The sequence below is a fragment of the Aestuariivirga sp. genome (assembly GCF_965227715.1).
Lineage (GTDB): Bacteria > Pseudomonadota > Alphaproteobacteria > Rhizobiales > Aestuariivirgaceae > Aestuariivirga.
The window spans coordinates 669,871-692,875 of sequence record NZ_OZ245771.1 but is presented as its reverse complement, the minus strand read 5'-3'; the positions used below and the strand labels follow the sequence as shown (position 1 = coordinate 692,875).

Genomic DNA, 23,005 nt, shown 5'->3' with positions numbered 1-23,005 from the left:
AGCGGAGGCTGGGGTCCCGCTTCGGGCGGTGAAGTGTGGAGAAGACAGCGGGATCCCAGCCTTCGCTGGGATGACGGTATGCATTGATGAGACAGAAGGTAGGCCATGGGCCAAGGCCTAAGACGATTATCCGCCGCGTTCGCCTGCCTCTTTTTCCGTCACCCCAGCCTTCGCTGGGATGACGGTCAGGCGGGTGGTGGTCGTTAAGCGCTGATGTCCGGCGCCCTGACAATGGCGCAGCCGTTGATTTGCCAGGTGCCGTCTGGCTGGCGTTCCATGGTGTAGATGGCCTCATAGGTCTGGCCGTCCGGGCCGACGACGGTGACTTTCTGGATCGGGCGGCCCGAGGCGCTGAAGCCCGCGGTGCCGAAGCTGAAGGATTTGGGGCGGTAGACCGGCTGATAGCCCTTGCGCACCATGTTCATGAACATGTCGGGGTTCGGGAAGACCTGGCGGATCATGGGTGCTGCGTAGCTGTAGGCGCGGGCACCGTCTTCGTTGCGGAAGGCCTCGATCTGGCCGGTGATGATGCTGCGGAAGGCCTCCTGGTCCGCGGCGCTGAGGTCTTCGGCGCGGGCAGGGAGGGCCAAGGTCATCAAAATGGCAAGCACGCTGAGAAGCAGGCGCATTCGGAGCTCCGGTGATGATCACTTTTGAGGCACTACGCAGGCGATCGCCAGCCGGTTTGCTGTGTGCGCTGCAACAATCTGACTCGTAAGACTTATTTCTGGGATGGCGCTCTTCCGCCGCACTTGACGCCCCCGTGCGGGCAGTTGAGTATGCCGCCCGGCAATCAGAGAATTCTCCGGTCCGGTCAACCGCCGGTTCCCCCTGGGTTTCACCCGGCGGGCAGCGGCACCGGCCTTGAGAGAGTCACATTCGGGAGGACCCATATGCCTGCAATTTCCATGACAGTGAACGGCCAGGCCGTGTGCGGCGAGGTCGAAGGCCGCACGCTGCTGGTTGAATTCATCCGCGACAAGCTGGGCCTCACCGGCACCCATGTGGGCTGCGACACCAGCCAGTGCGGCGCCTGCGTCGTCCATGTGAACGGCAAGGCAGTCAAATCCTGCACGGCACTTGCCATCGCCCATGACGGCGCCGAGGTGACCACGGTTGAAGGCCTGGCCAGCAATGGCAAGCTGCACCCGATGCAGGAGGCCTTCAAGGAGCACCATGGCCTGCAGTGCGGCTTCTGCACGCCCGGCATGATTATGGCGTCGATCGACATCGTGAACCGGCTTGGCAAGGACCTTGACGAGCACACGATCCGCCATGAGCTCGAAGGCAATATCTGCCGCTGCACCGGCTATCATAACATCGTCGCCGCCGTTAAGGCCGGCGCGGCAAACATGTGATCCTGGGGAGGACCTGAGATATGGACAACGCAACCGGAACCGGAATCGGCGCCCGCGTGAGGCGCAAAGAAGACCATCGCTTTCTCACCGGCAAGGGCAATTACACAGACGACATCAACCTGCCGAAGCAGACCTTCGCCTATTTCGTGCGCAGCCCATATGCCCATGCCACGATCAAGCGGATCGACACCGCCAAGGCCAAGAAGATGCCGGGTGTGGTTGGCGTTTTCACCGGCGAGGACGTGGCGGAGACCAAGCTCGGCGGGCTCATTTGCGGCTGGATGATCCACTCGAAGGACGGCTCGCCCATGAAGGCGGGTCCGCACCCGATCCTCGCCCTCGGCAAGGTGCGCTATGTGGGTGACCACGTGGCCGTGGTGATCGCCGAGACGAAGGACCTGGCCAAGGCGGCTGCCGCCGCCGTTGAGGTGGATTATGACGTGCTGCCGCATGTGGTGGATGTGGCGGATGCCATGGGCCACAAGGCGCAGATCCATGACGTGGCGCCCGATAACCGGGTGTTCAACTGGTCGATCGGCGATGAGGCCGCAACGGACGCCGCCTTCAAGCGCGCCGCACATGTGACCAAGATCGACCTGGTCAACAACCGGCTGATCCCCAATGCCATGGAGCCCCGCGCGGCCATTGGCTATTACGACACGGGTGCCGACCACTACACGCTCTACACCACCAGCCAGAACCCGCACGTGGCGCGGCTCGTCATCTCCGCCTTCCACGGCCTGGCGCCGGAGCACAAGCTGCGGGTGATCGCCCCTGACGTGGGCGGCGGTTTCGGCTCCAAGATCTTCATCTATGCCGAGGAAGTGGTTTGCGTCTGGGCCTCGAAATTCGTGGGCGGCCGGCCGGTGAAGTGGACGGCCGAGCGCACCGAGAGCTTCCTTGCAGATGCCCATGGCCGTGACCACGTGACCCATGCGGAGCTGGCAACCGACGCCGATGGCAAGATGATCGGCTTCAAAGTTCACACCAAGGCGGCGATGGGGGCTTATCTCTCCACCTTCTCCTCCTGCGTGCCGACCTATCTTTATGCGACACTGCTGTCTGGCCAGTACAACATCCCGGCGATCTATGCCGAGGTTGACGCGATCTATACCAACACCGCACCGGTTGACGCCTATCGCGGCGCTGGCCGTCCGGAAGCCACTTACGTGGTGGAGCGCATCGTCGAGACGGCGGCGCGTGAATTGAAGATGGACCCGGCCGAGTTCCGCCGGAAGAACTTCGTCACCGCCTTCCCGCATCAGACGCCGGTCATCATGTGTTATGACGCGGGCGATTATGCAGCGGCCCTCGACAAGGCGCTGGCAATTGCCGACGTGAAAGGCTTCCCCGCCCGCAAGGCAGAGGCAGCAAAGCACGGCAAGCTGCGGGGCCTGGGCTATTCGGCCTATATCGAAGCCTGCGGCATTGCCCCCTCGGCGGCCATCGGCTCGCTGGGTGCCGGCGTGGGCCTGTGGGAATCAGCCGAAGTGCGGGTGAACCCCGTGGGCACGGTTGAAATCCTGACCGGCTCCCACAGCCATGGCCAGGGCCATGAGACGACCTTCGCGCAGCTCGTTTCCGAGCGGCTGGGCGTTGACATCAACAATGTGGCGATCGTCCATGGCGACACCGACAAGGTGCAGTTCGGCATGGGCACTTATGGCTCACGCTCGGGCGCTGTCGGCATGACGGCGATCTCGAAGGCGCTGGACAAGATCGAAGCCAAGGCCAAGCGCATTGCCGCGGCGGTGATGGAATCCTCCGTCGACGACATCGAGTTCAAGGACGGCACCTTCACCGTGAAGGGGACGGACAAGAAGATGGCCTTTGGCGAAGTGGCCCTGTCTGCCTATGTGGCGCACAAGTTCAACTCTGCCGAGATCGAGCCGGGCCTGAAGGAATCGGCCTTCCACGATCCGTCGAACTTCGTGTTCCCGGCGGGCGTGCACATTGCCGAAATCGAGATCGACACGGATACGGGTGTGACGACGGTTGTCGACTACACGGCGGTCGATGACTTCGGCAACATCATCAACCCGATGATCGTCGAAGGTCAGGTCCATGGCGGCATCACGCAGGGGATTGGGCAGGCGCTCTCCGAAGGAGCTGTCTATGACAAGGAATCGGGCCAGCTTCTGACCGGCTCCTACATGGACTACCGCATGCCGCGCGCGGCGGATGTGCCGTCCTACAAGCTCGACTTCACCTGCACCCCGTGCCCGAGCAATCCGCTCGGCATGAAGGGCTGCGGCGAGGCCGGTGCGATTGCCTCTCCGGCGGCCGTGATGAATGCGGTGACGGATGCACTCGACGTAAGGGACGTGCCCATGCCGGCGACAGCGCTGGTCGTGTGGCAGCAATTGCAGCACCACAAGAAGGCTGCAGAATAATCAGGCGGGAGGACCCAAGACATGGATAACTTTACCTATCATCGCCCCGCCTCGGTTGGGGATGCGGTGGCCGCCATGAAGGCAGCTTCCGACGGCAAATATCTCTCAGGCGGCATGACGCTGATCCCCACGATGAAGCAGGGCCTCGCTTCGCCCTCCGACATCGTGGACTTGAGCGGGCTCAAGAACGCCGGCATCACGGTGGGTGCCACCGTGGTCATTAACGCAGGCACGACCCATGCCGAAGTGGCGGGAAATGCCGCGCTGAAGAAGGCGATCCCCGGCCTTGCCGCCCTTGCAGGCGGCATTGGCGACCCGCATGTGCGCCACAAGGGCACGATTGGCGGCTCGATTGCCAATAATGATCCGGCAGCGGATTATCCGTCCGCATGCCTTGGCCTCAACGCCACGATCCACACCAATTCCCGGAAGGTTCCGGCAGACCAGTTCTTCACCGGCATGTTCTCAACCGCATTGGATGAGGGCGAGGTGGTGACGGCGATTGAGTTCCCGATCCCCAAGAAGTCAGGCTACGCCAAATTCCCGAACCCGGCCTCGCTCTATGCCATGGTCGGCGTCTTCGCGGCGCAAGGCTCTGATGGGGCAGCCCGCGTGGCGGTGACGGGCGCAGGGGCTGGCGTGTTCCGGGTTCCGGCGATGGAAGCAGCACTCTCCAAGGACTTTTCAGCCGCCGCCCTGAACGGCATCACGGTGCCGGCCAAGGATTTGAACAGCGATCTTCATGCCACGGCGGAATACCGCGCGCATCTGATCGGCGTGATGGCCAAGCGGGCTGTCGAGAAGGCCAGGTAAGCAAAGACGTGCGCGTTAAAGGCCCGCGAGTGTGTTCGCGGGCCTTTTGTTATTTTGGCCACGCCCCCTTGCCGTCATGCCAGCGAAGGCTGGCATCCCGCTTCGGGGCGGCAAAGCGGGACCCCAGCCTTCGCTGGGGTGACGGAACGAGAGGGTGATCTCCGATGACCACAAGCCTGCCCAAATCAATTGACGAGACCGTCACACTCCTGCGCTCCACCGGCTATATCGCCGGGCGCGATCTGGCGACCGTCACCTTCCTTGCGCTGAAGATGGGCCGGCCCCTGTTCCTTGAGGGCGAGGCAGGCGTCGGGAAGACCGAGATTGCCAAGGTGCTGGCGGAGACGCTGGGGCGGAAGCTGATCCGGCTGCAATGCTATGAGGGCCTCGACATCAATTCGGCCGTCTATGAGTGGAATTATTCGGCACAGATGATCGAGATCCGCTTGGCCGAAGCGTCAGGCGAGCTGGACCGCGAAAGGCTAGGGCAGGACATCTTCGCCGAGCGCTTCCTCATCAAGCGCGCCCTGCTGCAGGCGCTCGAAGCGCCCAAGGGGGCCGCACCGGTTTTGCTGATCGACGAGCTGGACCGCACGGATGAGGCCTTCGAGGCGTTCCTGCTGGAGGTGCTCTCCGACTATCAGGTGACCATCCCCGAGCTCGGCACCATCAAGGCGGAGGAGCCGCCCATCGTCATCATTACTTCAAACCGCACGCGGGAGGTGCATGATGCGTTGAAACGGCGCTGCCTTTACCATTGGGTGGGCTACCCGGACGCCAAGCGCGAACTCGAAATCGTGAAGGCGCGGCGGCCCCATGCGTCTGACGCGCTGGCCAAGGAAGTGGTGCTGTTCGTGCAGTCGCTGAGGGGAGGCGACCTCTACAAGGCGCCCGGTGTGGCCGAGACGCTGGATTGGGTGACGGCTCTTCATGAGCTTGACGCCATGTCCCTTGACCCGCAGACGGTGAATGACACGCTGGGCGTGCTCTTGAAGTATCAGGATGACATCAGCCGCATGCAGGGCACGGAGGCAAAACGCATCCTCGACCAGATCAAGGATGAAATCCGGACGATGTCACATACATAGGACGTGATGCAAAATCCGTTCTCAACGCCTGCCAACCAGAACCAGCGGCCGCTTTCCGGCAAGCTCGCTGAAAACATCATGTATTTTGCACGTGTTCTGCGCGAGGCGGGCATTCCGGTGGGGCCGGGCGCAGTGCTGGATGCGCTGGATGCCGCGGGCTCCGGCTCTCTCCGGACGCGCGATGATTTCTATTGGACGCTCCATGCCGTGTTCGTGAAGCGGCGCGACCAGCGTGAGCTGTTCGACCAGGCGTTTCATGTGTTCTGGAAGAAGCCCAAGATGCTGGAGCAGCTGATGCAGCTGTTCTTCCACCAGGTGTCCCGCGATGCGGGCGAGAAGGCGAAGCAGGCGGGCTTCCGCAGGCTCGCCGAGGCCATGTTCGACAAGCACGAGACACAGAGCCAGGCGCGTGAGAAGAAGGACGACATCGAAGTCGACGCCTCCTACACGGCCTCGGCCGACGAAGTACTGCGGCAGAAGGATTTCGAGCAGATGACGGTGGCCGAGCAGGCGCAGGCCCGCCAGGCCATCGCCCGGCTGCGCCTCAGGCGCACGGAAGTGATGACCAGGCGGTGGCAGCGCGCGATGAAGGGTCCGGCAATCGACATGCGGCGCACCCTCAAGGGGTCCATGAGGGCCGGCGGCCATTTCATCGATCTCGAACGGCGCGAAAAGCGCTGGCATGAGCCGCCGCTGGTGGTGCTTTGCGACATCTCCGGCTCTTGTGCCAATTACTCGCGCATGTTCCTGCATTTCCTGCACGCGCTGACGAACGACCGTGACCGGGTGCAGGTGTTCCTCTTCGGCACCAGGCTTACCAACATCACGCGCGAATTGAAGCGGCGGGACATTGATGAGGCGATGGCGAAGGTTTCGGGCGCGGTGCAAGACTGGTCCGGCGGCACGCGGATTGGAACCTCGCTCAAGGAGTTCAACCACAAATGGGCAAGGCGCGTGCTCACGCAAGGCGCGCACGTGCTGATCATGACCGATGGGTTGGACCGCGAGGATGTGGGGATGCTGGCGCACGAGATGCAATGGCTCAGGCGGCAGTCGAAGCATATCGTGTGGCTGAACCCGCTCTTGCGATATGACGGCTTCAAGGCGCTCGCTGGCGGGGTGCGCGCCATGATGCCTTATGTGGACGAGTTCCGGCCTGTGCATTCCCTCGACAGCCTGCGGGACTTGGGCCTCGCCCTTGCCGGGGCGCCGGGGCCGGAGCATGATCCAAGGAAATGGATGCGGCAGGTTTTGAAGTAACCGGGCCGGACCTGTGGCCCCACTTTCAGAAGAAGGAGCACGATCATGGCTGCATCGGACCATACCATTCTCGAGCAGGCATCCGACTGGCTGAGCCAGGGCCGCAAGGTGGCGCTGGCGACGGTGGTTGAAACCTGGGGCTCGGCCCCGCAGCCCATCGGCAGCCAGCTGGTGATCGACCAAGAGGGCAATTTCATCGGCTCGGTGTCCGGGGGTTGTGTTGAAGGGGCTGTGGTGACGGAGGCCGTCGATGTGATCGCATCGGGGACGCCGAAGCTGCTGCAGTTCGGCGTGGCGGACGAGACGGCGTGGAAAGTGGGCCTCGCCTGCGGAGGCCGCATCGGGGTTTATGTGGAGCCCATAAATTGAAGCGCGAAATTCTCGATGAATTGCTGGCCGCACGGGCGAACCGGCAGGCCGTGGCGCTGATCACCACGCTGGACACGGGCGAGCAGCGCATTGTGACGCGCGCGCAGGCAGCACAGGATACGCTGGCTGAGAAGCTCGATGAGGCATTCCGCTTTGACCAGTCGGGGAGCCATGACGGGCAGTTCATCAACATCCACAATCCGCCGCTGCGCCTCGTCATCATCGGGGCGGTACACATCGCGCAGAGCGTGATCCCGATTGCGCAGGCGCTCGGGTATGACGTGACGGTGATTGACCCGCGCGGCGCCTTCGCGACGGGCGCGCGCTTTCCCGGCATCGCCATTCATGCCGAATGGCCCGATGAAATCCTTCCGAAGATCGGGCTTGATGCGCGCACCGCACTGATTGCGCTGACGCATGATCCGAAGATCGATGATCCGGCCCTTCAGTCGGCACTCTCCTCGGAGGTGTTCTACATCGGCGCGCTGGGCTCCAAGAAGACGCAAGGCGCGCGGGCCGGGCGCCTCAAGGAGGCTGGTTTTTCAGAAGAGGCGCTGGCGCGCATTCACGGTCCCATCGGCCTCAACATCGGGGCCAAGGGTGCGCCGGAAATCGCCGTCTCGATCATGGGCGAAGTGACGCGCGCCTTGCGGCTTGGCAGTTAAATGATCTTCGGCGAACTGCCGCTGGCCGAAGCCGAAGGCGCCATCCTCGCGCATTCGGTGAAGCATGACGGCGGCATGTTCAAGAAGGGCCGCAAGCTGACGGAGGATGATATCGGCCTCCTCAAGGCCTCCGGCGTGGAGATGGTCTTCGCCGCCCGGCTGAGCGATGGCGATGTGGCCGAGGATGAAGCCGCCGCAGCGGTGGCCCGGGTGACGGGTGCTGCCGGAACGGCCGCCCAGGCACCCTTCACCGGCCGCGCCAATCTCCATGCCTCGGTGCGAGGTCTTGCCATCGTCGACACGGCGCGCGTCAACGCGCTGAACCGGCTGCATGAAAGCCTGACGCTTGCCACGGTGCAGCCCTTCGCCATTGTGGAGGAGCGCGAGATGGTGGCCACGGTGAAGGTCATCCCCTTTGCCGTGCCGGGGGACGTTCTGGCGCGCGCACTCGCCATCATCGGGGAGACGCCGCTGATCCGGATCGAGGCCTTCCGCAACAAGCGGGTGGGGCTGATCATCACCAGGCTGCCGCAGACCAAGCCCTCGATCATCGCCAAGTCCGAAGAGGCAATGCGCGAGCGGATTGCGGCGCTGGAGGGAACACTGGCCGCCGTGCGCGTGGTGCCGCATGCGATTGCCGATGTCGCCGCGGCCATTGCGGAGGTCAGCGCATATCTTTGTGACCCGATCCTGGTGTTCGGCGCTTCGGCCATCGTGGATCGGGGAGACGTGATCCCCATGGCCGTGGCGAAGGCCGGTGGCGAAGTGCTTCACCTCGGCATGCCGGTCGACCCCGGCAACCTCATGATGCTGGGCGCGCTGAGGGACGTGCCGGTGATCGGCGTTCCCTCCTGCGCACGCTCCCCCAAGCTCAATGGCTTCGACTGGGTGCTGGCCCGCGTGCTGGCGGGCGTTCAGGTGACACCGCAGGACATCATGGACATGGGGGCCGGCGGTCTTCTGGCGGAAATCCCGACGAGGCCCGCACCGCGTGAAGGAAGGCCCAAGCCGCAGCGGGCGCCACGTGTGGCGGCAATCGTGCTGGCGGCCGGGCAATCGTCCCGCATGGGTACGAACAAGCTGCTCGCCGATGTGGGGGGCCTCCCCATGATCCGCCGCACGGTTGCGGCCATGCGCCAGGCCTCGGATGAGACGATCGTCGTGACCGGCCGCGATGCGGATGAGATCGCAGCCGCTCTCGAGGGCCTGCCCGTGCGCTTCGTTCATAATGCTCTGTATGCGGAGGGTCTCTCGACCTCACTGACGGCGGGGATCGGCAGCCTGACGCCCGACACCGATGCAGCGGTGATCGCCCTGGGTGACATGCCGCTGGTGACGCCCGATGTGGTGCGGCGCCTAATCGCGGCCTATAGCCCGGCGGAACACCGCTCGATCTGCGTGCCCGTCTTCGGCCAGGATCGCGGGAATCCCGTGCTGTGGGGCCGGCAACATTTCGAGGCGCTTCAGAAACTCGCAGGTGACAAGGGTGCCCGCGTGCTGTTCGACGCGCTGGCCGATGAGATTATCGACGTGGCGATGGCAGATGACAGCGTGCTGATCGATGCAGACACGCCCGAAGCGCTGGCGGCGGTGAGGGCAAAGGCTGGCGTCAGCTGATCGAGGGTGCGGTGATCGCCCCTACACCTCAACGCTCTCACGCGGTAGGAGCGCGCCCTCTACCCGAGGCTTCCCAGGGCCCGCTGCAGTCTTTCCATCGCCTTCGCGATCTCCGTCTCGCTGCAGGCGAAGGAGAGGCGGAGGGAGCCCGGCGCGCCGAAGGCGGTGCCGGGGACGGTGGCAAGGGCGTGTTCCTCGAGAAGCCAGTCGCACAGCGCATCGGTTGTGTCGATCACATGGTTCCCAGCCTTGCGGCCCAGCAGGGCGGAGACATCCGGGAAGGCATAGAAGGTTGCCGGAATATGCCCGATCTTGACGCCGTCGATGGCGCGGAGGCCCGCCAGCACCATGTCCCGCCGGCGCTGATACTCCAGGCGCATGCGTTCCACCTCGTCACGCGGGCCTTCGAGGGCTGCAATTGCCGCGCGCTGCACGAAGGCGTTGGCACCGGCCGAGATCGTGCTCTGCATGCGGCCCATGGCCTTGGCGATGGGTTCGGGGGCCGCGGCATAGCCAAGCCGCCAGCCCGTCATGGCGAAGCCCTTGGAGAAGCCGTTGACCGTGATCGTGCGCTCCCCCATGCCGGGCAGGGACCCGATCGAGACCATTTCGCCGTCGAAGATGATGTATTCGTAAATCTCGTCCGACAGTACCATGAGATGGGGATGAGCCTTCACGATGTCCGCCAGTTCCAGAAGCTCGGCCCGCGTCCAGACGGCCCCGGTGGGATTTGACGGCGAGTTCAGCACGATGAGCTTGGTGCGGGGCGTGATAGCGGCGGCAATGCGCGATGGCGGCACCTTGTAGCCTTCGTCCACCCCTGCATGCAGCACCACCGGCGTTCCACCCGCAAAGCGCACGGTGATTTCATAAGACACCCAGAAGGGCGCGAGCATGATCACCTCATCGCCTTCACCGATGATCGAGAGCATGGCATTGGCGATCGCCTGCTTTGCGCCATTGGCCAGGCAGATTTCCCCTGCCGCATAGTCAAGCCCGTTTTCCGTCTTGAGCTTCTTTGACAGGGCCGCGCGCAATTCCGGAATGCCCATCACGGGCGAATAATGGGTGAAGCCCGCCTTCATCGCGGCTGCCGCAGCGTCCTGGATGTTTTGGGGCGTGTCGAAATCAGGTTCGCCAAGCGTAAGGCTGACGACGTCCTGACCCTTGGCACGCAGCTCGCGCGCCCGCTGGGACATGCGGATGATGGGGCCTTCATCGGCCGAGTTGGAGCGCGAGACGAGGAGGGCTGAGGGATCGAAGCTGGTCATGGCGCATCTATACGTCGCCGGGCTTGCCCGGTCGAGGCTCCACGGGCATAAGGCGGCCATGCGAAACCACATTACCTGCCTTGTCCTGCTGGCTGCCGTTGCCGCACTCACGGGTTGCGATTCGGGCCCCAACGACGTGCGCATCACCCATGACAAGCCCGTGGCGGCGGCACTGCCCGTCCGGCGCAGCGAGCCCATCTTCTACAATGGCAAGACTTATCACCTGGACATGAACAGCAAGGGTGCGGGCCTCTATGATCTCTCGGTCTCGGGCATGAGTGCGAAGCAGCAGAAGGATGCCGTGGCGGTTGCCACATCGTCGCTTGGCTATTTCGCATGCCCCGATGGGCAGAAGGGCAAGCTCACCACCAACCCGGCCTATGCCGATTCGAAATGGCGCATGCAGGCCAAATGCGGCTGAGCGCTAAGGCTCGGACACCAGCCGGAAGCCCACGTGATTGGGCGGTGCCCCCGCCGCGCAGCCACCGCTGAAGGGATCGCGCACGAAGACGGAAAGTACCGTCTCATGCAGCCCCTCCACAATGAAGGCCGGGCACCGGCCGGGATCGGGGCTGTCCTTGGCGCATGTGGCCGTCCATTCCCACACATTGCCGCTCAGATCGGCAATGCCATTGGCGAGCGTGCCGAAGCCGCCGCTGGGGCGGATCACGCCGGAGATGGTTTCCATCGCACCATAATTCGCAGCCCAGGCGAGGCGCGGATCCTCAAAGCGTTTTGCGAAGGCTTTCCGCGGCAGACCCGCTGCAATGGCCCGCCATTCCGGCGCCGCCGGAAGCCGGTAGACGGTGCTGCCCCGCCCATTGATCCATGCCAGATAGGCCTCGACGTCGAAGCGGTTGACCCCGGTCATCGGCGTGTCGGGTGCGGAGGGCGCAATGCTGCCCGTCAGATCCTCGCAGGCGCCGGCATCGGCACAGGCCTTCCACTCACGCCGGGTGACTTCGCGCGGCATCACCAGAAGCGATGTGCCGCCGGGCAGGGTGACGGTGCGCAAGCCCGGCGCATCGAACGATGGCTGATGAATGCCGAGCAGGGCGGCAAGGGCGAGGCCTGAGAGCCCCGCCGCTGCCGCCGTCCATTTGAGGATCGCTCCGAAGACCAGCAAGCGTGCCTCCTCAGCTGGCCTTCATCGGCGTGGGCTTCTGCACCTGCGTCATGAGATCGTCGTTCCACTCGCCTTCCACCACCACATGCGCGGTGGCGCCCAGCATCACGGCCTCGATCAGATTGTGGTTCACATAGGCATAGATGCCTGGCTGCTTGAAGGTATAGACCATGGCGCCGGCGGAGCCGCCGCGGATCAGCCAGGTTTCGAGATTGGTGTCCGGCTTGTCCTTGAAGGAGCCGCCTTCCCACACCAGTTCGCCATGGCCGCCGATCAGATGCGGGCGCGTGTCGCGCGTCGCCTGCGCGTGAATGAACATCACGGTTTCCCCGACCTTGGCGGTCATCGCATGATCGCCGGTGAGGGCGCCGATCTTGCCGTTGAACACTTCATGCGTGGGGGTGAGGGTGCGCATCACGTCCAGCGCATCTGCCATGTCGTCGCCGGCGCCGTCATATTTCCGGAAATTGCCGTCGCCATCGCGCGGGATGTAGAAGTCCTGTTCGCCCACGAAATAGGCCCGGTCATAAGTGAAGGGCGTGCCTTCGGCATCCTTCAGACCTTCGCGCGGCAGAACCATCACGGCGCCGTTCATGCCATGGGTCACGTGATAGGGGATCATGATGTCGCCGGGTGCGCAGTGATAAACGAAGACGCCCGCCTTGATCGCCTTCCAGCGCAGCACGACCTGCTCGCCGGGCTGCACCTTGGTGAGCGCGCCGCCGCCCAAGGCCCCGGTGGCTGCATGGAAGTCGATGTTGTGTTCCATCAGATTGGTGGCGAGATTCTGCAGCGTCACTTCCACATAGTCGCCCTCATGGACGACGATCATGGGGCCCGGCACCGAGCCGTTGAAGGTGAGCGCCCAGACTTCCGTTCCCTCATCATCGATCTGCATCTTTTTCTCGACGATGGGCAGCGTGACCTCGACGACGCGCGCGCCGCCTGAAACCGCCTGCTCATGTTCGGGAAGGAAGGGCGGGTCCACCATCACCTGGCGGATGCGCGGAAGGCTGGCCACATCGGCGGCCGTGGCGGGGCTCACCGCCGTCAAGGGTGCCGCAGCCTCATCCGCCCGGGCAGCACCTGCTGCTGCGAGCGTGGCGAGACCTGCAAAGCCCGTGACCTTCAGAAAGCCCCTGCGGCTTTCGGCGGCCTTGGTGAGGATGGTGGTCATGATCAACTCCTGTAGCCAATTGTTGTATTCAAGATACAAGTTTTCGGGCAGCAAGCTTTGACCAGGATCAATCGGCAGGAACAATCAGGCGGCGGAGAGCCCCAGGTGCCTGAGCAGCGCGTCGGGCTTCGCGCAGACGTCCGCCAGGCTGTATTTGGCGAGCACCGCGTAAAAGCCGCGCTGCGCTTCGGCCAGCATGCCCTTGAGGCGGCAGGCCGGGGTGATGACGCAGGAATTGGTCGCGGCGTCGAAACATTCCGCGATCGGCCTATCATTTTCCCCGAATTTCAGCACCTCCGCGACGCTGATGCGCTCCGCCGGTCGAGCCAGGGTGAAGCCGCCGCTGCGCCCGCGCTGGGTGACGATGAAGCCCGCCCGCCCCAGCGCGTGGATCACCTTGATCAGGTGATTGCGCGATATGCCATAGGCCTCGGCCACCTCGTCAATCGTCACTTTTTGCGGGTGGCGGACGGCAGCCTGGATGAGGACCCGAAGGGAATAATCGCTGAATGTGCTGATGCGCATTCAGCAAATATATAAAACCGGCACACCTTAATGCAAGTGCGCGGTTGCCTCAGCCTTGCCGCAGGGCCGGAGATCAGCCGAATTGCCGGTCGATCCAGTCCCGGGTGCGGAAGTAGCGCCCGATCCAGGGCAGGAACCACGTGTTGCCGGTATAGAGCGGATGATCGGGGAATTCCGGCCGGTCGAAGGCACAGACATGGTTGACCTTGCCCGCGATCTTGCGGGCCGTCTGATGGCCCAGATAGCTCATCATGGCGATGCCGGAGCCGTTGCAGCCCAGCGCGTAATGCATGTTCTTGAACTTGCCCATATGCGGCATCTCATCCAGCGTGAAGGCAACGTTGCCCGTCCAAGCATTGGTGATCTTGGTGCCTTTGAGCTGCGGAAAACGGTCCGTCATGAACTGGTGGAGGATGGGTGCGGTCTCCACCGGATCGGTGTGGCCAAACTTGGCGCGGCCGCCGAAGATCAGCCGCTTGCCATCGGGCGACATGCGGTAATAGGTGAGAACCCGCCTGGTATCCGCGAAGGAGCGGTTCTTGGGGCTGAGGCTTGCCGCAAGATCGGCCGGCAATTCCTCCGTGGCGATGATGTAGGAGCCCACGGGCACCACGCGCCGCTTCAGCTCCGGCGTCACATCCCCCGTATAGCCATTGGTGGCGATGATGACGTCACCTGCCTCGATCGTGCCGCGCGGCGTGTCCACCCGCCAGCCGGTGCCGGTCTCGGTGATCTTGGTCGCGGGGGTGCGCGTCGCAATCGGAATGTTGCGCTCCTGGCAGAGCGTCAGCAGGCCCTTGAAGAACAGCGCGGGGTGCAGATGGCCGGCCCGGCCCACCACCATGCCGCCCCGGTAATAATCGGAGCCGATCTCCTCGCGCTGCTTGTCCGGCGGCACCAGATAGGCTTCTGATTTCGCGGTCTCGTTCAGGAGATCGACCTTGTGGGCCATGCCCTCATAATGGCTCTTGCACCAGGCGCCGAGAAAATAGCCAGCGCGCGTCCAGCCGCAGTCGATCTTCTCGCGGACGATCAGATTTTCGACATGGGCGAAGGCATCGGCCGCGTCATTGAGGAAGGGCGAGGCCTCATCGTCGGACATGGCCTTGGCCATGTAGCGCTTGCCCACATTAACGCCGCCGGACACCATGCCGCCATTGCGGGACGACCCGCCGTAACCTGGCTCATTGGCATCGAGCACGATGCAGTCCAGCCCTTCGCGGCTGAGCTCCAGCGCAGCGTTGAGCCCTGCATAGCCAGCCCCCACGATGACGACCCGCACCGATTTCGGAAGATCGATTTCGGCGAGGGGCTTTGGTTCATGGGCATCCCACCAATAGGGGCGGGCTTTGAAGTCGGGGGCGAAGAGCTGTGTGTTCATGGCGCGCAGATTGCGCGATCCGGCTGGGAGTGACAAGCCGCGCGGCAAGCAACCCGGCCTTGCCAAGCTCACGCGGCTGTGGTCCTAAGGCGCGCATGAAAACTGTCCTCAAAGCCATCATTTTCATCATCATGGCGATCACCGTCATTTTCTACGGCGGGGCCTATATGCTGCCGTCCGAAGCCGTTGTGGAACGCCAGGTCCAGATCGCGGCACCGCCTCAGAAGGTCTATGCCATCGCCTCCAGCTTGCGGCGCGTGCCGGAATGGTCGCCCTGGCCTGCCATCGATCCGGCGACGCGCTTCAGCTTTGAAGGGCCGGAGCAGGGCACAGGCCAGATCATGCGCTGGGCTTCGAACAACCCCATGGTCGGCAGCGGCACGATGACGGTGACGAGCCTGACGCCGGAAGAGAGTATTGCCACGAAATCCGACTACGCAGGCTTCGGCACGTCCACCGCGGTTATGCGTATTGAGCCGTATGGCGACGGCACCCGCGTCACATGGACGTTCGAATCGAAGCTCCCCGGTGTGATGGACCGCTGGGCGGGCCTGGGCATGGACCAGTCAGTTGGCGCAGAACTTGGGAAGGGCCTAGCGCAGCTCAAAGATTTGGCAGAACGGCAGGGGTGAAATTTCGGGAAGGTTTCTGTACCAAGGATAGTTGACTTTCTTACCTATCGTCAGCAATCATTCTGGTTAAACAGGAGATATCCCATGCTTCGCCTGAGTACCGTACTGCTTGCCTCTGTCCTCATTGTTCCCTTGGCGCTTCCCGCCGGGGCTGCAACAAAATGCACGGGAAACACTTGCACCACTCAGAAGGCCAAAGCGCCCGCCAAGAAGACAGCCGCAAAGAAGACGCCCAGTAAGAGCGCGAAGAAGATGCCGCCTCCTGATGCAAGGGCGCGCTATTATGAGTCTGCACTTGCCTTCTGCAAGAAGAAGTACGGTGCCCCGTCGCGCATCTGGAGGATCGACTACACGCACATGCGCGTGTGGTGCGAGCCGCCCAGCTATTAAGCGCTTCCCTGCGGTTCCGGCAGGTCTTTCGCACACGAACCTCTCCATCACGCGTGGAGAGGCCCTCTCACCTCAACCCTCTCCTCCACTTGCGTCGGGGCGAGGGGGTGCGTGCCGCGAGTCATCCTCGCGTGGGGGCGAGGAATAAAAGGAGCATACGCGGCATGCGATAGCTCTCTTGGTGTGACCCGGCAAAATCCCCTAAGCTCGCGCTCGAGACAGCGGGGAATGAAATGACAGATGGAAGATTCGCACTCGTCACCGGCGGTGCGCAGGGCATGGGTTTTGCGGCGGCGAAGCGGTTTCTGGAGCTAGGCTTCGGCGGGGTGATGCTGCTGGACCGCAACCAGGCGAAGCTTGCGGAGGCAAAAGAAAGGCTCCGGCCGCTGGGGCGCGCCGAGATCATCGCAGGGGATCTGCTGGATGTGGCGTTGCCAGCCCGCGCCGTATCCGCAAGCCTCGCGGCGTTCGGCCGGCTCGACGTGCTGGTGAATGCGGCGGGCAACACCGAGCGCTGCGGGCTTGATGACACGTCGCCAGAGTCGTTCGAGCGCCTGTTCGGCGTCAACACCCGCGCGCCCCTGTTCATGATGCAGGAGGCGGTGCAGGTGATGCGGGCCAACCGCTCCGGCACAATCATCAACATGTCCTCGATGCTGGCCCATGGGGGCCCTCCCAACCTCACCACATATTCGGCCTCCAAGGCCGCCCTCAACATCATGACGCGCTCCGTGGCCAACACAGTGAAGCGGGATGGGATCCGGGTCTTCGCCATCAATCTGGGCTGGGTTCACTCCGAAGGCGAGCAGGCGCTGCAGACGGGCTTTCACGGGATGCCGGAGAACTGGGCGGAGGCGATCGGCCGCCGCATGCCGTCAGGCCGGATGATCACGCCCGATGACGTGGCGGGCCTCGTGGCCTATCTCGTCTCGCCATCTGCCCAGATGATGACGGGCGCCATCATCGATTATGAACAGTCACCCACGGGCGTCTTCGAAACGCACCCGGCGCTGTCTCCCGAATGAGCCTTGCCGGGCGCACGCCGCTTCTTCTGCTGACCCTGTCGATTGCCGCTGTCGGCATCCAGGCGCTGATGCTGTCACCACTGCTCACCGATATTGCGGCGGGGCTCGGGACCGGCCCCAAGGAGATTGGCTTTGCAGCCTCGGCCTATGGCGTGGGTGTTGCCACTGCCGCCTTGCTGGCAGCCCCCCAGCTCGGCCACTGGCCGAAGCGGGGCGCGATCCGCATGGCCTTCGCTGTGCTCGCCATTGCGCTTTTCCTCTGCGCCTTCGCCTGGGATTGGCGGGTGCTGGCGGCCTCGCAGCTGGTGGCGGGGCTTGCCTCCGGCGTCATCATTCCGGCGACCTATGCGCTGACGGGCGACATCGCCCCGCCGGACCGGCGCTCGCAGGATCTCGGAAAGGTGCTGTTTGGCTGGTCGATTGCGATGGTCGCGGGCGTGCCGCTCGCCGCCGTGCTCTCAAGCCTGGTGGGCTGGCGCGGCACCTTTGCGATTGTGGGGAGTGTTGCCGCATTGATGCCGCTGGCCGGCGCGCTGCTGCCGCGTGTGGAGTCGCACGGCTCAGGCGAGCGCGTGCGCTATGGGGACGTGCTGAGGCTTCCCGGCGCCTGGACCGGCTACCTCTCGACCTTCGCCTATATGATCGGCTTCTACCAGACCTACACCTTCATCGGCGATCATGTGCGCCAGCTGCACGGAACAGGCGCATGGCTCGGCGGCACCATTTCGCTGTCCTACGGGATCGGCTTCGGCGTGGGCGTGGCCTTCGACAAGTGGATTGACCGCAAGGGCCCGCTGAAGGTGCTGCCGCTGGGGCTTGTGCTCGTGGGCCTCAACTATCTGGTGCTGCCATTTGCGGCGGAGCAGATCATTGCCATCATGCTGTGGCCATTCTTGTGGGGGCTTGCCAACCACTTCTGCATGACCACGCTGGTGTCTTACATGAACACCCTCTCACCGCAGATGCGCGGCACCATCATGGGATTGTTCTCCTTCACCACCTATGTGTCCCTCGGCACGGCGGGCGCCATCTATGGCCCGGTCTACCAGGCGCATGGCTTCTTCGTGGTATCCTTCGCCGCCGCCGCAACGCTGGGCCTCGCGGCGGTCCTCGCCGTCAGGCGGCAGCGGGCAGTGTTTGCTTGAGCGCCGGACCTGCGGGCGGTTTTTGTTTTACCCACCTTGCCGTCATTCCGGCGAAGGCCGGACTCCAGCTTCTTTCGGCCGCGTGCGGAGGCGGAAGCGGGACCCCAGCCTTCGCTGGGGTGACGGAAAGAGAGGGGTGTAAAAGGCGCGATGAATAATCAGCCTTCTCAGGCCGCGAGCAGGCCTTCCTTGCGGAGTGCTGCCTGAACGGCAGGGCGTGCGCCGACGCGGTCCAGATAGGCCACGATGTGGGCATAGGGCGAAAGGTCGATGTTCACATGCTTGGTCCAGCCCAGTACGGTGAAGGCATAGGCATCGGCCACGGAATATTTGTCGCCCAGCAGATAGGGCTTGGTGGCCAGCTGGCCGTCAAGCCAGGAAAGGCGGCGCTTGACGCGCTCGATGATCGCCTTCTTGCCCTCTTCCGGCATGGCCGGGTTGAACAGGCCGCCGATACCCTTGTGCAGTTCGGAGGCGACGAAGTTCAGGCTCTCCATGGCCCGGTAGCGCTCCATCGAGCCGAAAGCGGGCAGCAGGTCCGAGTTCTTCGCCTTGTCGGCCAGATATTGCAGGATGGTGGCGACCTCCGTCAGAACCTCGCCCTTGCCAATCTCCAGCGTGGGCACATAGCCCTTGCCGTTGACCGCATTGAAGTCCGAGCCGCCTTCCGTCTTCTTGCCGGCGAGATCGACCTTGTCGAGCTCATAATCCGCACCGAGCTCGTTCAGAACGATATGCGGGGCAAGAGAACAGGCGCCGGGGGAGTAATAGAGCTTCATGGGAGGTTTCCTTCTGGTTGATCTCCGTGAAATGGCGCATCTACTGTAACAGTTCAAGTAACATTTCTTTGCAGGCGAATGGACAGGCGCTCCGGTTGCGCCGATACTGTCTTGGAACCATCCTCTCGAGTCTCATGGAGTGTCCGATGCGCCGCCTTGCCCGTCTTGCCCTGCCGTTTCTGGCGATTGCGGCGCTTGCCCTTCCGGCCAAGGCTGATTTCATCAAGAATGCCGCAGAGTGGCAGCGGCTGGGTCCGGACGGGCAGGCCGCCTATGCCATGGCGATCTTCGACGTGATGACGGTGGTGACCGCCGACAACAAATTCACAGCCGCCCGGGCCCTCGGCCTGCGGGCCTGCGGCATTGGCTTGAAGCTCAAGGGGGCCATGGTGGCGCAGGCCATAAACGTCTTCTACCGTGACCATCCGGAGGCCCGCGCGGCCACCCCCTTCGTCGCCTTCAACGGCTATTTCGAGCGCGGTGCCTGCAGCCCCTTCATCAACAAGGCGCGTGAGGAGATGGGCCTGCCACTGATGAAGCAGGCGCCGCTGCCAGAGCGGAGCCTGCAGCAGCAGCCGGAGTCAGGTCAGCAGCCGGACATGCTGCAGCAATAATCATCCGAAGAGGGGCGTGAAGGTCTTCTTCAGCGCCACGTCCAGATCCGCCATCGTCACCGGCAGGCCGAGGTCGACGAGGCTTGTGACCCCATGCTCGCGGATGCCGCAGGGCACGATGCCGCTGAAATGCGAGAGGTCCGGCTCGACATTGATCGAGAGGCCGTGGAACGTCACCCAATGGCGCACCCGGATGCCGATGGCCGCAATCTTGTCCTCGCGCGCACCCCGCCTGACCCACACGCCCACCCTGTCTTCGCGCCGCTCGCCCTTCACGTTGAACTGGTCCAGCGTGTCGATCACCCATTGCTCGAGGGCGGCCACGAAGGCGCGCACATCGGAACCGCGATGCTTCAGGTTCAGCATCACATAGGCCACGCGCTGGCCGGGGCCGTGGTAGGTGTATTGACCGCCGCGCCCCGTCTTGAACACGGGGAAGCGGTCACGCTCCACCAGATCCTGCTCCCCGGCTGATGTGCCGGCGGTATAGAGCGGCGGGTGCTCCAGCAGCCACACCCGCTCAGGCTCCGCCCCTTTGGCGATCGCGTCCACATGGCCATCCATCCGCGCCATGGCCTCTGGGTAGGAAACAGGCCCAGCGGACGTCTCCCAGGTTACGGGGCGGGGTGAGGAGACGGTGAGGCGGATATCGTCACGGGCGGGCATCCCGCCTTTTCCCAGTTTCGGATTCCGCATGCAACCGTGTAGACTTGGGCACAGGCGGGGGACTTCGGACATGGACGGAATGGCATTGCTGATTGCGGTCGTGACCTTCATCATGGCCCTGGTCGCCCTCAACCGCACGGCCAAGCTCCAGACCGCCAATTTCCTTCTGAAGGCCGAAATCGACAAGCTGAAGTCCGGCACGCCTGACCAACGGGTGGTACCCGAGGTGGCCTCCATAGCACCCGCCGCTCCGGCGCCACTGCCCGGCAACTGGGGCCCTGCCGCCGCCACTGCGCCCGAACCCGCCCCGGCGGCCCCTGTGGAGCCCGCTGCAGAGGTCTCAGCGCCGCCGCCCAGGCCGGACATGGAGCAGGCCCTCGCCGGGCGCTGGTTCGTGTGGATCGGCGGCCTGGCGATTGCCATTGGCGGGTTGCTCTTCGTCAAATATGCCTATGACAATGACCTGATATCGCCGCCCCTGCAGATCATTCTGGCCCTGGCAGCAGGCTTCATCCTGGTGGCAGCGGGGCTCTGGCTTGGCCGCCGCGCGGAGGCGGAGGAGGGTCAGCCTCCCGATTACGTGCCGGCCGCACTGGCGGCTGCGGGCCTCGCCGTTCTCTTTGGTGCCATCTACGCGGCCTATGCGCTCTACACCCTCATCGATCCGCGTGCCGCCTTCCTGGGGCTCGCGGCAGTCGGCATCGGTGGACTGGTTCTGTCCCGCCGCCTCGGGACCTTCATCGCGGCTCTGGGCCTCATCGGCTCCTACGGTACGCCCGCGCTCATCCCCGCAACCGATCCTTCGGCCTGGAGCTTCTTTCCCTATCTGCTCATCATCCTGCTGTTCTCTTTCCTCACGCTGCGGGGGCGCCGCTGGTGGTGGCTGGGATATGCGGCGATTGCCGGCACATTGCTGTGGAGCATGCTGTGGATCAGCGGGCCCTTCCAGACGGCGGATCTCTGGCCCATCGGCCTCTCCGCCATCCTGCTCGGCCTGATCACCATGTTCGCGCTCCAAGGTCCGCGGATCTTGAGCAACGCGGCGGAAGATGAGCCCGCGCAGACGCCAGCACTTGCCCTGGCCGCTGCGGGCCAGGGGGCGGGCGTGGCAGTGCTCGTGCTGCTCGCCCTGCGCACGGATCATTCCACGCTGGGGCTATCTCTTCTGGCAGCAGGTCTTCTGCTGGCGGTCCTCTTCGCCTGGATTAGACATGGCCTTGCGCTTCTTGCACCGGTGGCGGGCCTGGTGATGCTCGGTGTTCTCGGCATCTGGCGGGAGGCTGCCTTCCACGCGCTGACGCTCGATGAATATGGCCTGCAAAGCTGGAGCAGCAGTTTCGGCCCGGAGTCGCAGCGCTTCCTGCAATGGATGCTGGGGGCGGGCAGCGCCTTCACCGCCGCGGGGATCGCGGGTGTTCTCCTCCGGCCCCGGAAGCGCGTGTGGGGCGCGCTCGGCGGCGGTGCGGCCTTCCTCTATGTCTTCGGGGCCTGGGCCCGCGCCGATTTTCTGTTGACGCCCATGAGCTGGGCCTGGCTTGCCGGCGGAACGGCCGTGGTGCTGCTGCTGGCCAGCGCGCTGTGGAGCCGCCGCCAGGAGGGAGACGATCTCGGCGCTGGGCTTCTGATCGCGGCGGCCGCGGCCTTGCTGGTGATGAGCGCCGATCAGCTGCACGATGGCATCTGGCTCACCCTCGAGATCGCGGCGCTCGCGTTCGTGCTTGCACTGCTATCGGGGCTCCTCAAGCCGCGGCTTCTGGGGCCGGTGGCGGCCGCCGTGGCAACGCTCGCCACGCTGCGTCTATTCCTGTCACGCGAATTATGGCTGGATGACAAGGGCCTGCCTTGGGGCGACCACTGGGTGCTTTATGGCTATGGCGTTCCCGCCATTCTCTTCCTGCTGGGGGCAAAGGCCCTGCAGCGGACCGGCCACACGCGCTCCGCCATGGCGCTGGAGGGGATGAGCCTCGGTCTGGCAATCTCTCTCATTTCGCTTGAACTCCGCGTGCTGATCGCGGGCGGCATCAGCTATGACAATCCGCAGTTCCTGGAGATGGCGGCGCATATCCTCACCTGGGCGGGTGCTGCCTATGGCCTCATGCACCGGCAGCGGCTGTTCTCCTCCGTCATTGCCACCTGGGGTGCGCGCCTCCTGTTGCTCGTCTCCGCCCTGGCGGTGGTGGGCTTGAGCCTCACCGCGCTCAACCCCGTGTTCACAGGCGAGCCTGTGCCGGGGGGCCTCGTGTTCAATGCGCTGCTGCTGGCCTATCTCGCACCCGTGCCGCTCATCATCCTGATCGCGCGGCGGCTTGATGTCATCGGCTGGCAGGAGGCGCGGCCCGCGGCCTATGTGCTCGCTCTCGTCCTGCTCTTTGCCTATATCACCATCGAAACCAAGCGCATCTTCCAGGGCATGCTGCTGACGGCCTGGCCCCAGTCCCTGGCGGAGAATTATGCCTATTCCGCCGTGTGGCTGGTCTTCGCGCTGGCCCTCTTCGTGGCGGGCATCAGGCTCGGCAGGCAGCCGGTGCGGCTGGCGGGACTTGCCGTTCTGGCGCTCGTTGTGCTGAAGGTCTTCATCGGGGATATGTCCAATCTCGAAGGCCTGCTCCGCATCGCGAGCTTCGTGGGGCTGGGCCTCTGCCTGGTCGGCATTGGCTGGCTGTACCAGCATTTCGTGCGCCGCGGAAACGCCGCCACAGCAAAGGAGTGAA

Annotated in this window: 23 protein-coding genes; 15 read left to right on the top strand and 8 right to left on the bottom strand. The window is 64.0% G+C overall.

Going from position 1 to position 23,005, the window contains the following annotated elements; genetic code table 11:
• Nucleotides 1-203: 203 nt before the first annotated feature.
• Nucleotides 204-629 (bottom strand): DUF4864 domain-containing protein, encoded by a 426-nt coding sequence (locus ACO06F_RS03385; RefSeq protein ID WP_421695289.1) that lies wholly within the window; start codon nucleotides 627-629, stop codon nucleotides 204-206.
• 264 nt (nucleotides 630-893) lie between these two features.
• Between ACO06F_RS03385 and ACO06F_RS03380 the strand changes: the two genes are divergently transcribed.
• The 8 genes from ACO06F_RS03380 (at nucleotide 894) to ACO06F_RS03345 (ending at nucleotide 9,563) form a co-directional block, all read left to right on the top strand.
• Nucleotides 894-1,358, top strand: a complete 465-nt coding sequence (locus ACO06F_RS03380; protein ID WP_421695288.1) for a (2Fe-2S)-binding protein — start codon at nucleotides 894-896, stop codon at nucleotides 1,356-1,358.
• A 20-nt stretch (nucleotides 1,359-1,378) separates the two neighbouring features.
• Nucleotides 1,379-3,751, top strand: coding sequence for a xanthine dehydrogenase family protein molybdopterin-binding subunit (locus ACO06F_RS03375; protein WP_421695287.1), 2,373 nt, complete (start codon nucleotides 1,379-1,381; stop codon nucleotides 3,749-3,751).
• A 21-nt stretch (nucleotides 3,752-3,772) separates the two neighbouring features.
• Entirely contained in the window at nucleotides 3,773-4,564 is a 792-nt protein-coding gene (locus tag ACO06F_RS03370; protein ID WP_421695286.1) for an FAD binding domain-containing protein, read from the top strand.
• 164 nt (nucleotides 4,565-4,728) lie between these two features.
• Nucleotides 4,729-5,652, top strand: a complete 924-nt coding sequence (locus tag ACO06F_RS03365; RefSeq protein ID WP_421695285.1) for an AAA family ATPase — start codon at nucleotides 4,729-4,731, stop codon at nucleotides 5,650-5,652.
• Nucleotides 5,653-5,658: 6 nt separating this feature from the next.
• The gene (locus ACO06F_RS03360) at nucleotides 5,659-6,912 is read left to right on the top strand and encodes a vWA domain-containing protein (RefSeq protein WP_421695284.1); all 1,254 of its coding nucleotides are present in this window, start codon (nucleotides 5,659-5,661) and stop codon (nucleotides 6,910-6,912) included.
• 45 nt (nucleotides 6,913-6,957) lie between these two features.
• On the top strand, nucleotides 6,958-7,281 hold the full coding sequence (locus ACO06F_RS03355; RefSeq protein WP_421695283.1) for an XdhC family protein: 324 nt from the start codon (nucleotides 6,958-6,960) through the stop codon (nucleotides 7,279-7,281).
• Nucleotides 7,278-7,946, top strand: a complete 669-nt coding sequence (locus ACO06F_RS03350; RefSeq protein WP_421695282.1) for an XdhC family protein — start codon at nucleotides 7,278-7,280, stop codon at nucleotides 7,944-7,946. The genes ACO06F_RS03355 and ACO06F_RS03350 overlap by 4 nt, the downstream gene beginning before the upstream one ends.
• Nucleotides 7,947-9,563, top strand: coding sequence for an NTP transferase domain-containing protein (locus tag ACO06F_RS03345; protein WP_421695281.1), 1,617 nt, complete (start codon nucleotides 7,947-7,949; stop codon nucleotides 9,561-9,563).
• Between the two features lie 59 nt (nucleotides 9,564-9,622).
• Here ACO06F_RS03345 and ACO06F_RS03340 read toward each other — a convergent pair whose 3' ends face one another.
• A complete protein-coding gene (locus ACO06F_RS03340) occupies nucleotides 9,623-10,834 on the bottom strand; it encodes a pyridoxal phosphate-dependent aminotransferase (protein ID WP_421695280.1) in 1,212 nt (403 codons plus the stop codon).
• Between the two features lie 58 nt (nucleotides 10,835-10,892).
• Between ACO06F_RS03340 and ACO06F_RS03335 the strand changes: the two genes are divergently transcribed.
• Complete coding sequence (locus ACO06F_RS03335; protein WP_421695279.1) at nucleotides 10,893-11,255, top strand: hypothetical protein; 363 nt, start codon at nucleotides 10,893-10,895, stop codon at nucleotides 11,253-11,255.
• Between the two features lie 3 nt (nucleotides 11,256-11,258).
• Here ACO06F_RS03335 and ACO06F_RS03330 read toward each other — a convergent pair whose 3' ends face one another.
• From ACO06F_RS03330 to ACO06F_RS03315, 4 genes are all read right to left on the bottom strand, one after another.
• Complete coding sequence (locus ACO06F_RS03330) at nucleotides 11,259-11,960, bottom strand: formylglycine-generating enzyme family protein (RefSeq protein ID WP_421695278.1); 702 nt, start codon at nucleotides 11,958-11,960, stop codon at nucleotides 11,259-11,261.
• 10 nt (nucleotides 11,961-11,970) lie between these two features.
• Nucleotides 11,971-13,137: a copper-containing nitrite reductase gene (gene nirK, locus ACO06F_RS03325; RefSeq protein WP_421695277.1), complete on the bottom strand. Its 1,167-nt coding sequence runs from the start codon at nucleotides 13,135-13,137 to the stop codon at nucleotides 11,971-11,973.
• 84 nt (nucleotides 13,138-13,221) lie between these two features.
• Nucleotides 13,222-13,662 (bottom strand): RrF2 family transcriptional regulator, encoded by a 441-nt coding sequence (locus ACO06F_RS03320; protein WP_421695276.1) that lies wholly within the window; start codon nucleotides 13,660-13,662, stop codon nucleotides 13,222-13,224.
• 73 nt (nucleotides 13,663-13,735) lie between these two features.
• Nucleotides 13,736-15,043, bottom strand: coding sequence for an NAD(P)/FAD-dependent oxidoreductase (locus ACO06F_RS03315; RefSeq protein ID WP_421695275.1), 1,308 nt, complete (start codon nucleotides 15,041-15,043; stop codon nucleotides 13,736-13,738).
• A 95-nt stretch (nucleotides 15,044-15,138) separates the two neighbouring features.
• Between ACO06F_RS03315 and ACO06F_RS03310 the strand changes: the two genes are divergently transcribed.
• The 4 genes from ACO06F_RS03310 to ACO06F_RS03295 all read left to right on the top strand — a co-directional run bounded on the left by ACO06F_RS03310 (nucleotide 15,139) and on the right by ACO06F_RS03295 (nucleotide 18,235).
• Entirely contained in the window at nucleotides 15,139-15,675 is a 537-nt protein-coding gene (locus ACO06F_RS03310) for an SRPBCC family protein (RefSeq protein WP_421695274.1), read from the top strand.
• Between the two features lie 84 nt (nucleotides 15,676-15,759).
• Nucleotides 15,760-16,065, top strand: a complete 306-nt coding sequence (locus ACO06F_RS03305) for a hypothetical protein (RefSeq protein WP_421695273.1) — start codon at nucleotides 15,760-15,762, stop codon at nucleotides 16,063-16,065.
• A gap of 233 nt (nucleotides 16,066-16,298) precedes the next feature.
• Nucleotides 16,299-17,090: an oxidoreductase gene (locus tag ACO06F_RS03300; RefSeq protein ID WP_421695272.1), complete on the top strand. Its 792-nt coding sequence runs from the start codon at nucleotides 16,299-16,301 to the stop codon at nucleotides 17,088-17,090.
• A complete protein-coding gene (locus ACO06F_RS03295; protein ID WP_421695271.1) occupies nucleotides 17,087-18,235 on the top strand; it encodes an MFS transporter in 1,149 nt (382 codons plus the stop codon). Before ACO06F_RS03300 ends, ACO06F_RS03295 begins: the two co-directional genes overlap by 4 nt.
• Nucleotides 18,236-18,402: 167 nt before the next feature.
• On the opposite strand, the gene gstA is transcribed toward ACO06F_RS03295, so the two are convergent.
• Complete coding sequence (gstA, locus tag ACO06F_RS03290) at nucleotides 18,403-19,014, bottom strand: glutathione transferase GstA (RefSeq protein ID WP_421695270.1); 612 nt, start codon at nucleotides 19,012-19,014, stop codon at nucleotides 18,403-18,405.
• Between the two features lie 146 nt (nucleotides 19,015-19,160).
• Between gstA and ACO06F_RS03285 the strand changes: the two genes are divergently transcribed.
• Entirely contained in the window at nucleotides 19,161-19,628 is a 468-nt protein-coding gene (locus ACO06F_RS03285; RefSeq protein WP_421695269.1) for a hypothetical protein, read from the top strand.
• Here ACO06F_RS03285 and lipB read toward each other — a convergent pair whose 3' ends face one another.
• Nucleotides 19,629-20,294 carry a lipoyl(octanoyl) transferase LipB gene (lipB, locus tag ACO06F_RS03280; RefSeq protein ID WP_421695268.1) on the bottom strand — a complete coding sequence of 222 codons (666 nt, stop codon included), beginning with the start codon at nucleotides 20,292-20,294 and terminating at the stop codon, nucleotides 19,629-19,631.
• Between the two features lie 79 nt (nucleotides 20,295-20,373).
• Here lipB and ACO06F_RS03275 point away from each other — a divergent pair, with 79 nt between their 5' ends.
• Nucleotides 20,374-23,004 (top strand): DUF2339 domain-containing protein, encoded by a 2,631-nt coding sequence (locus ACO06F_RS03275; protein WP_421695267.1) that lies wholly within the window; start codon nucleotides 20,374-20,376, stop codon nucleotides 23,002-23,004.
• Nucleotide 23,005: the final 1 nt, after the last annotated feature.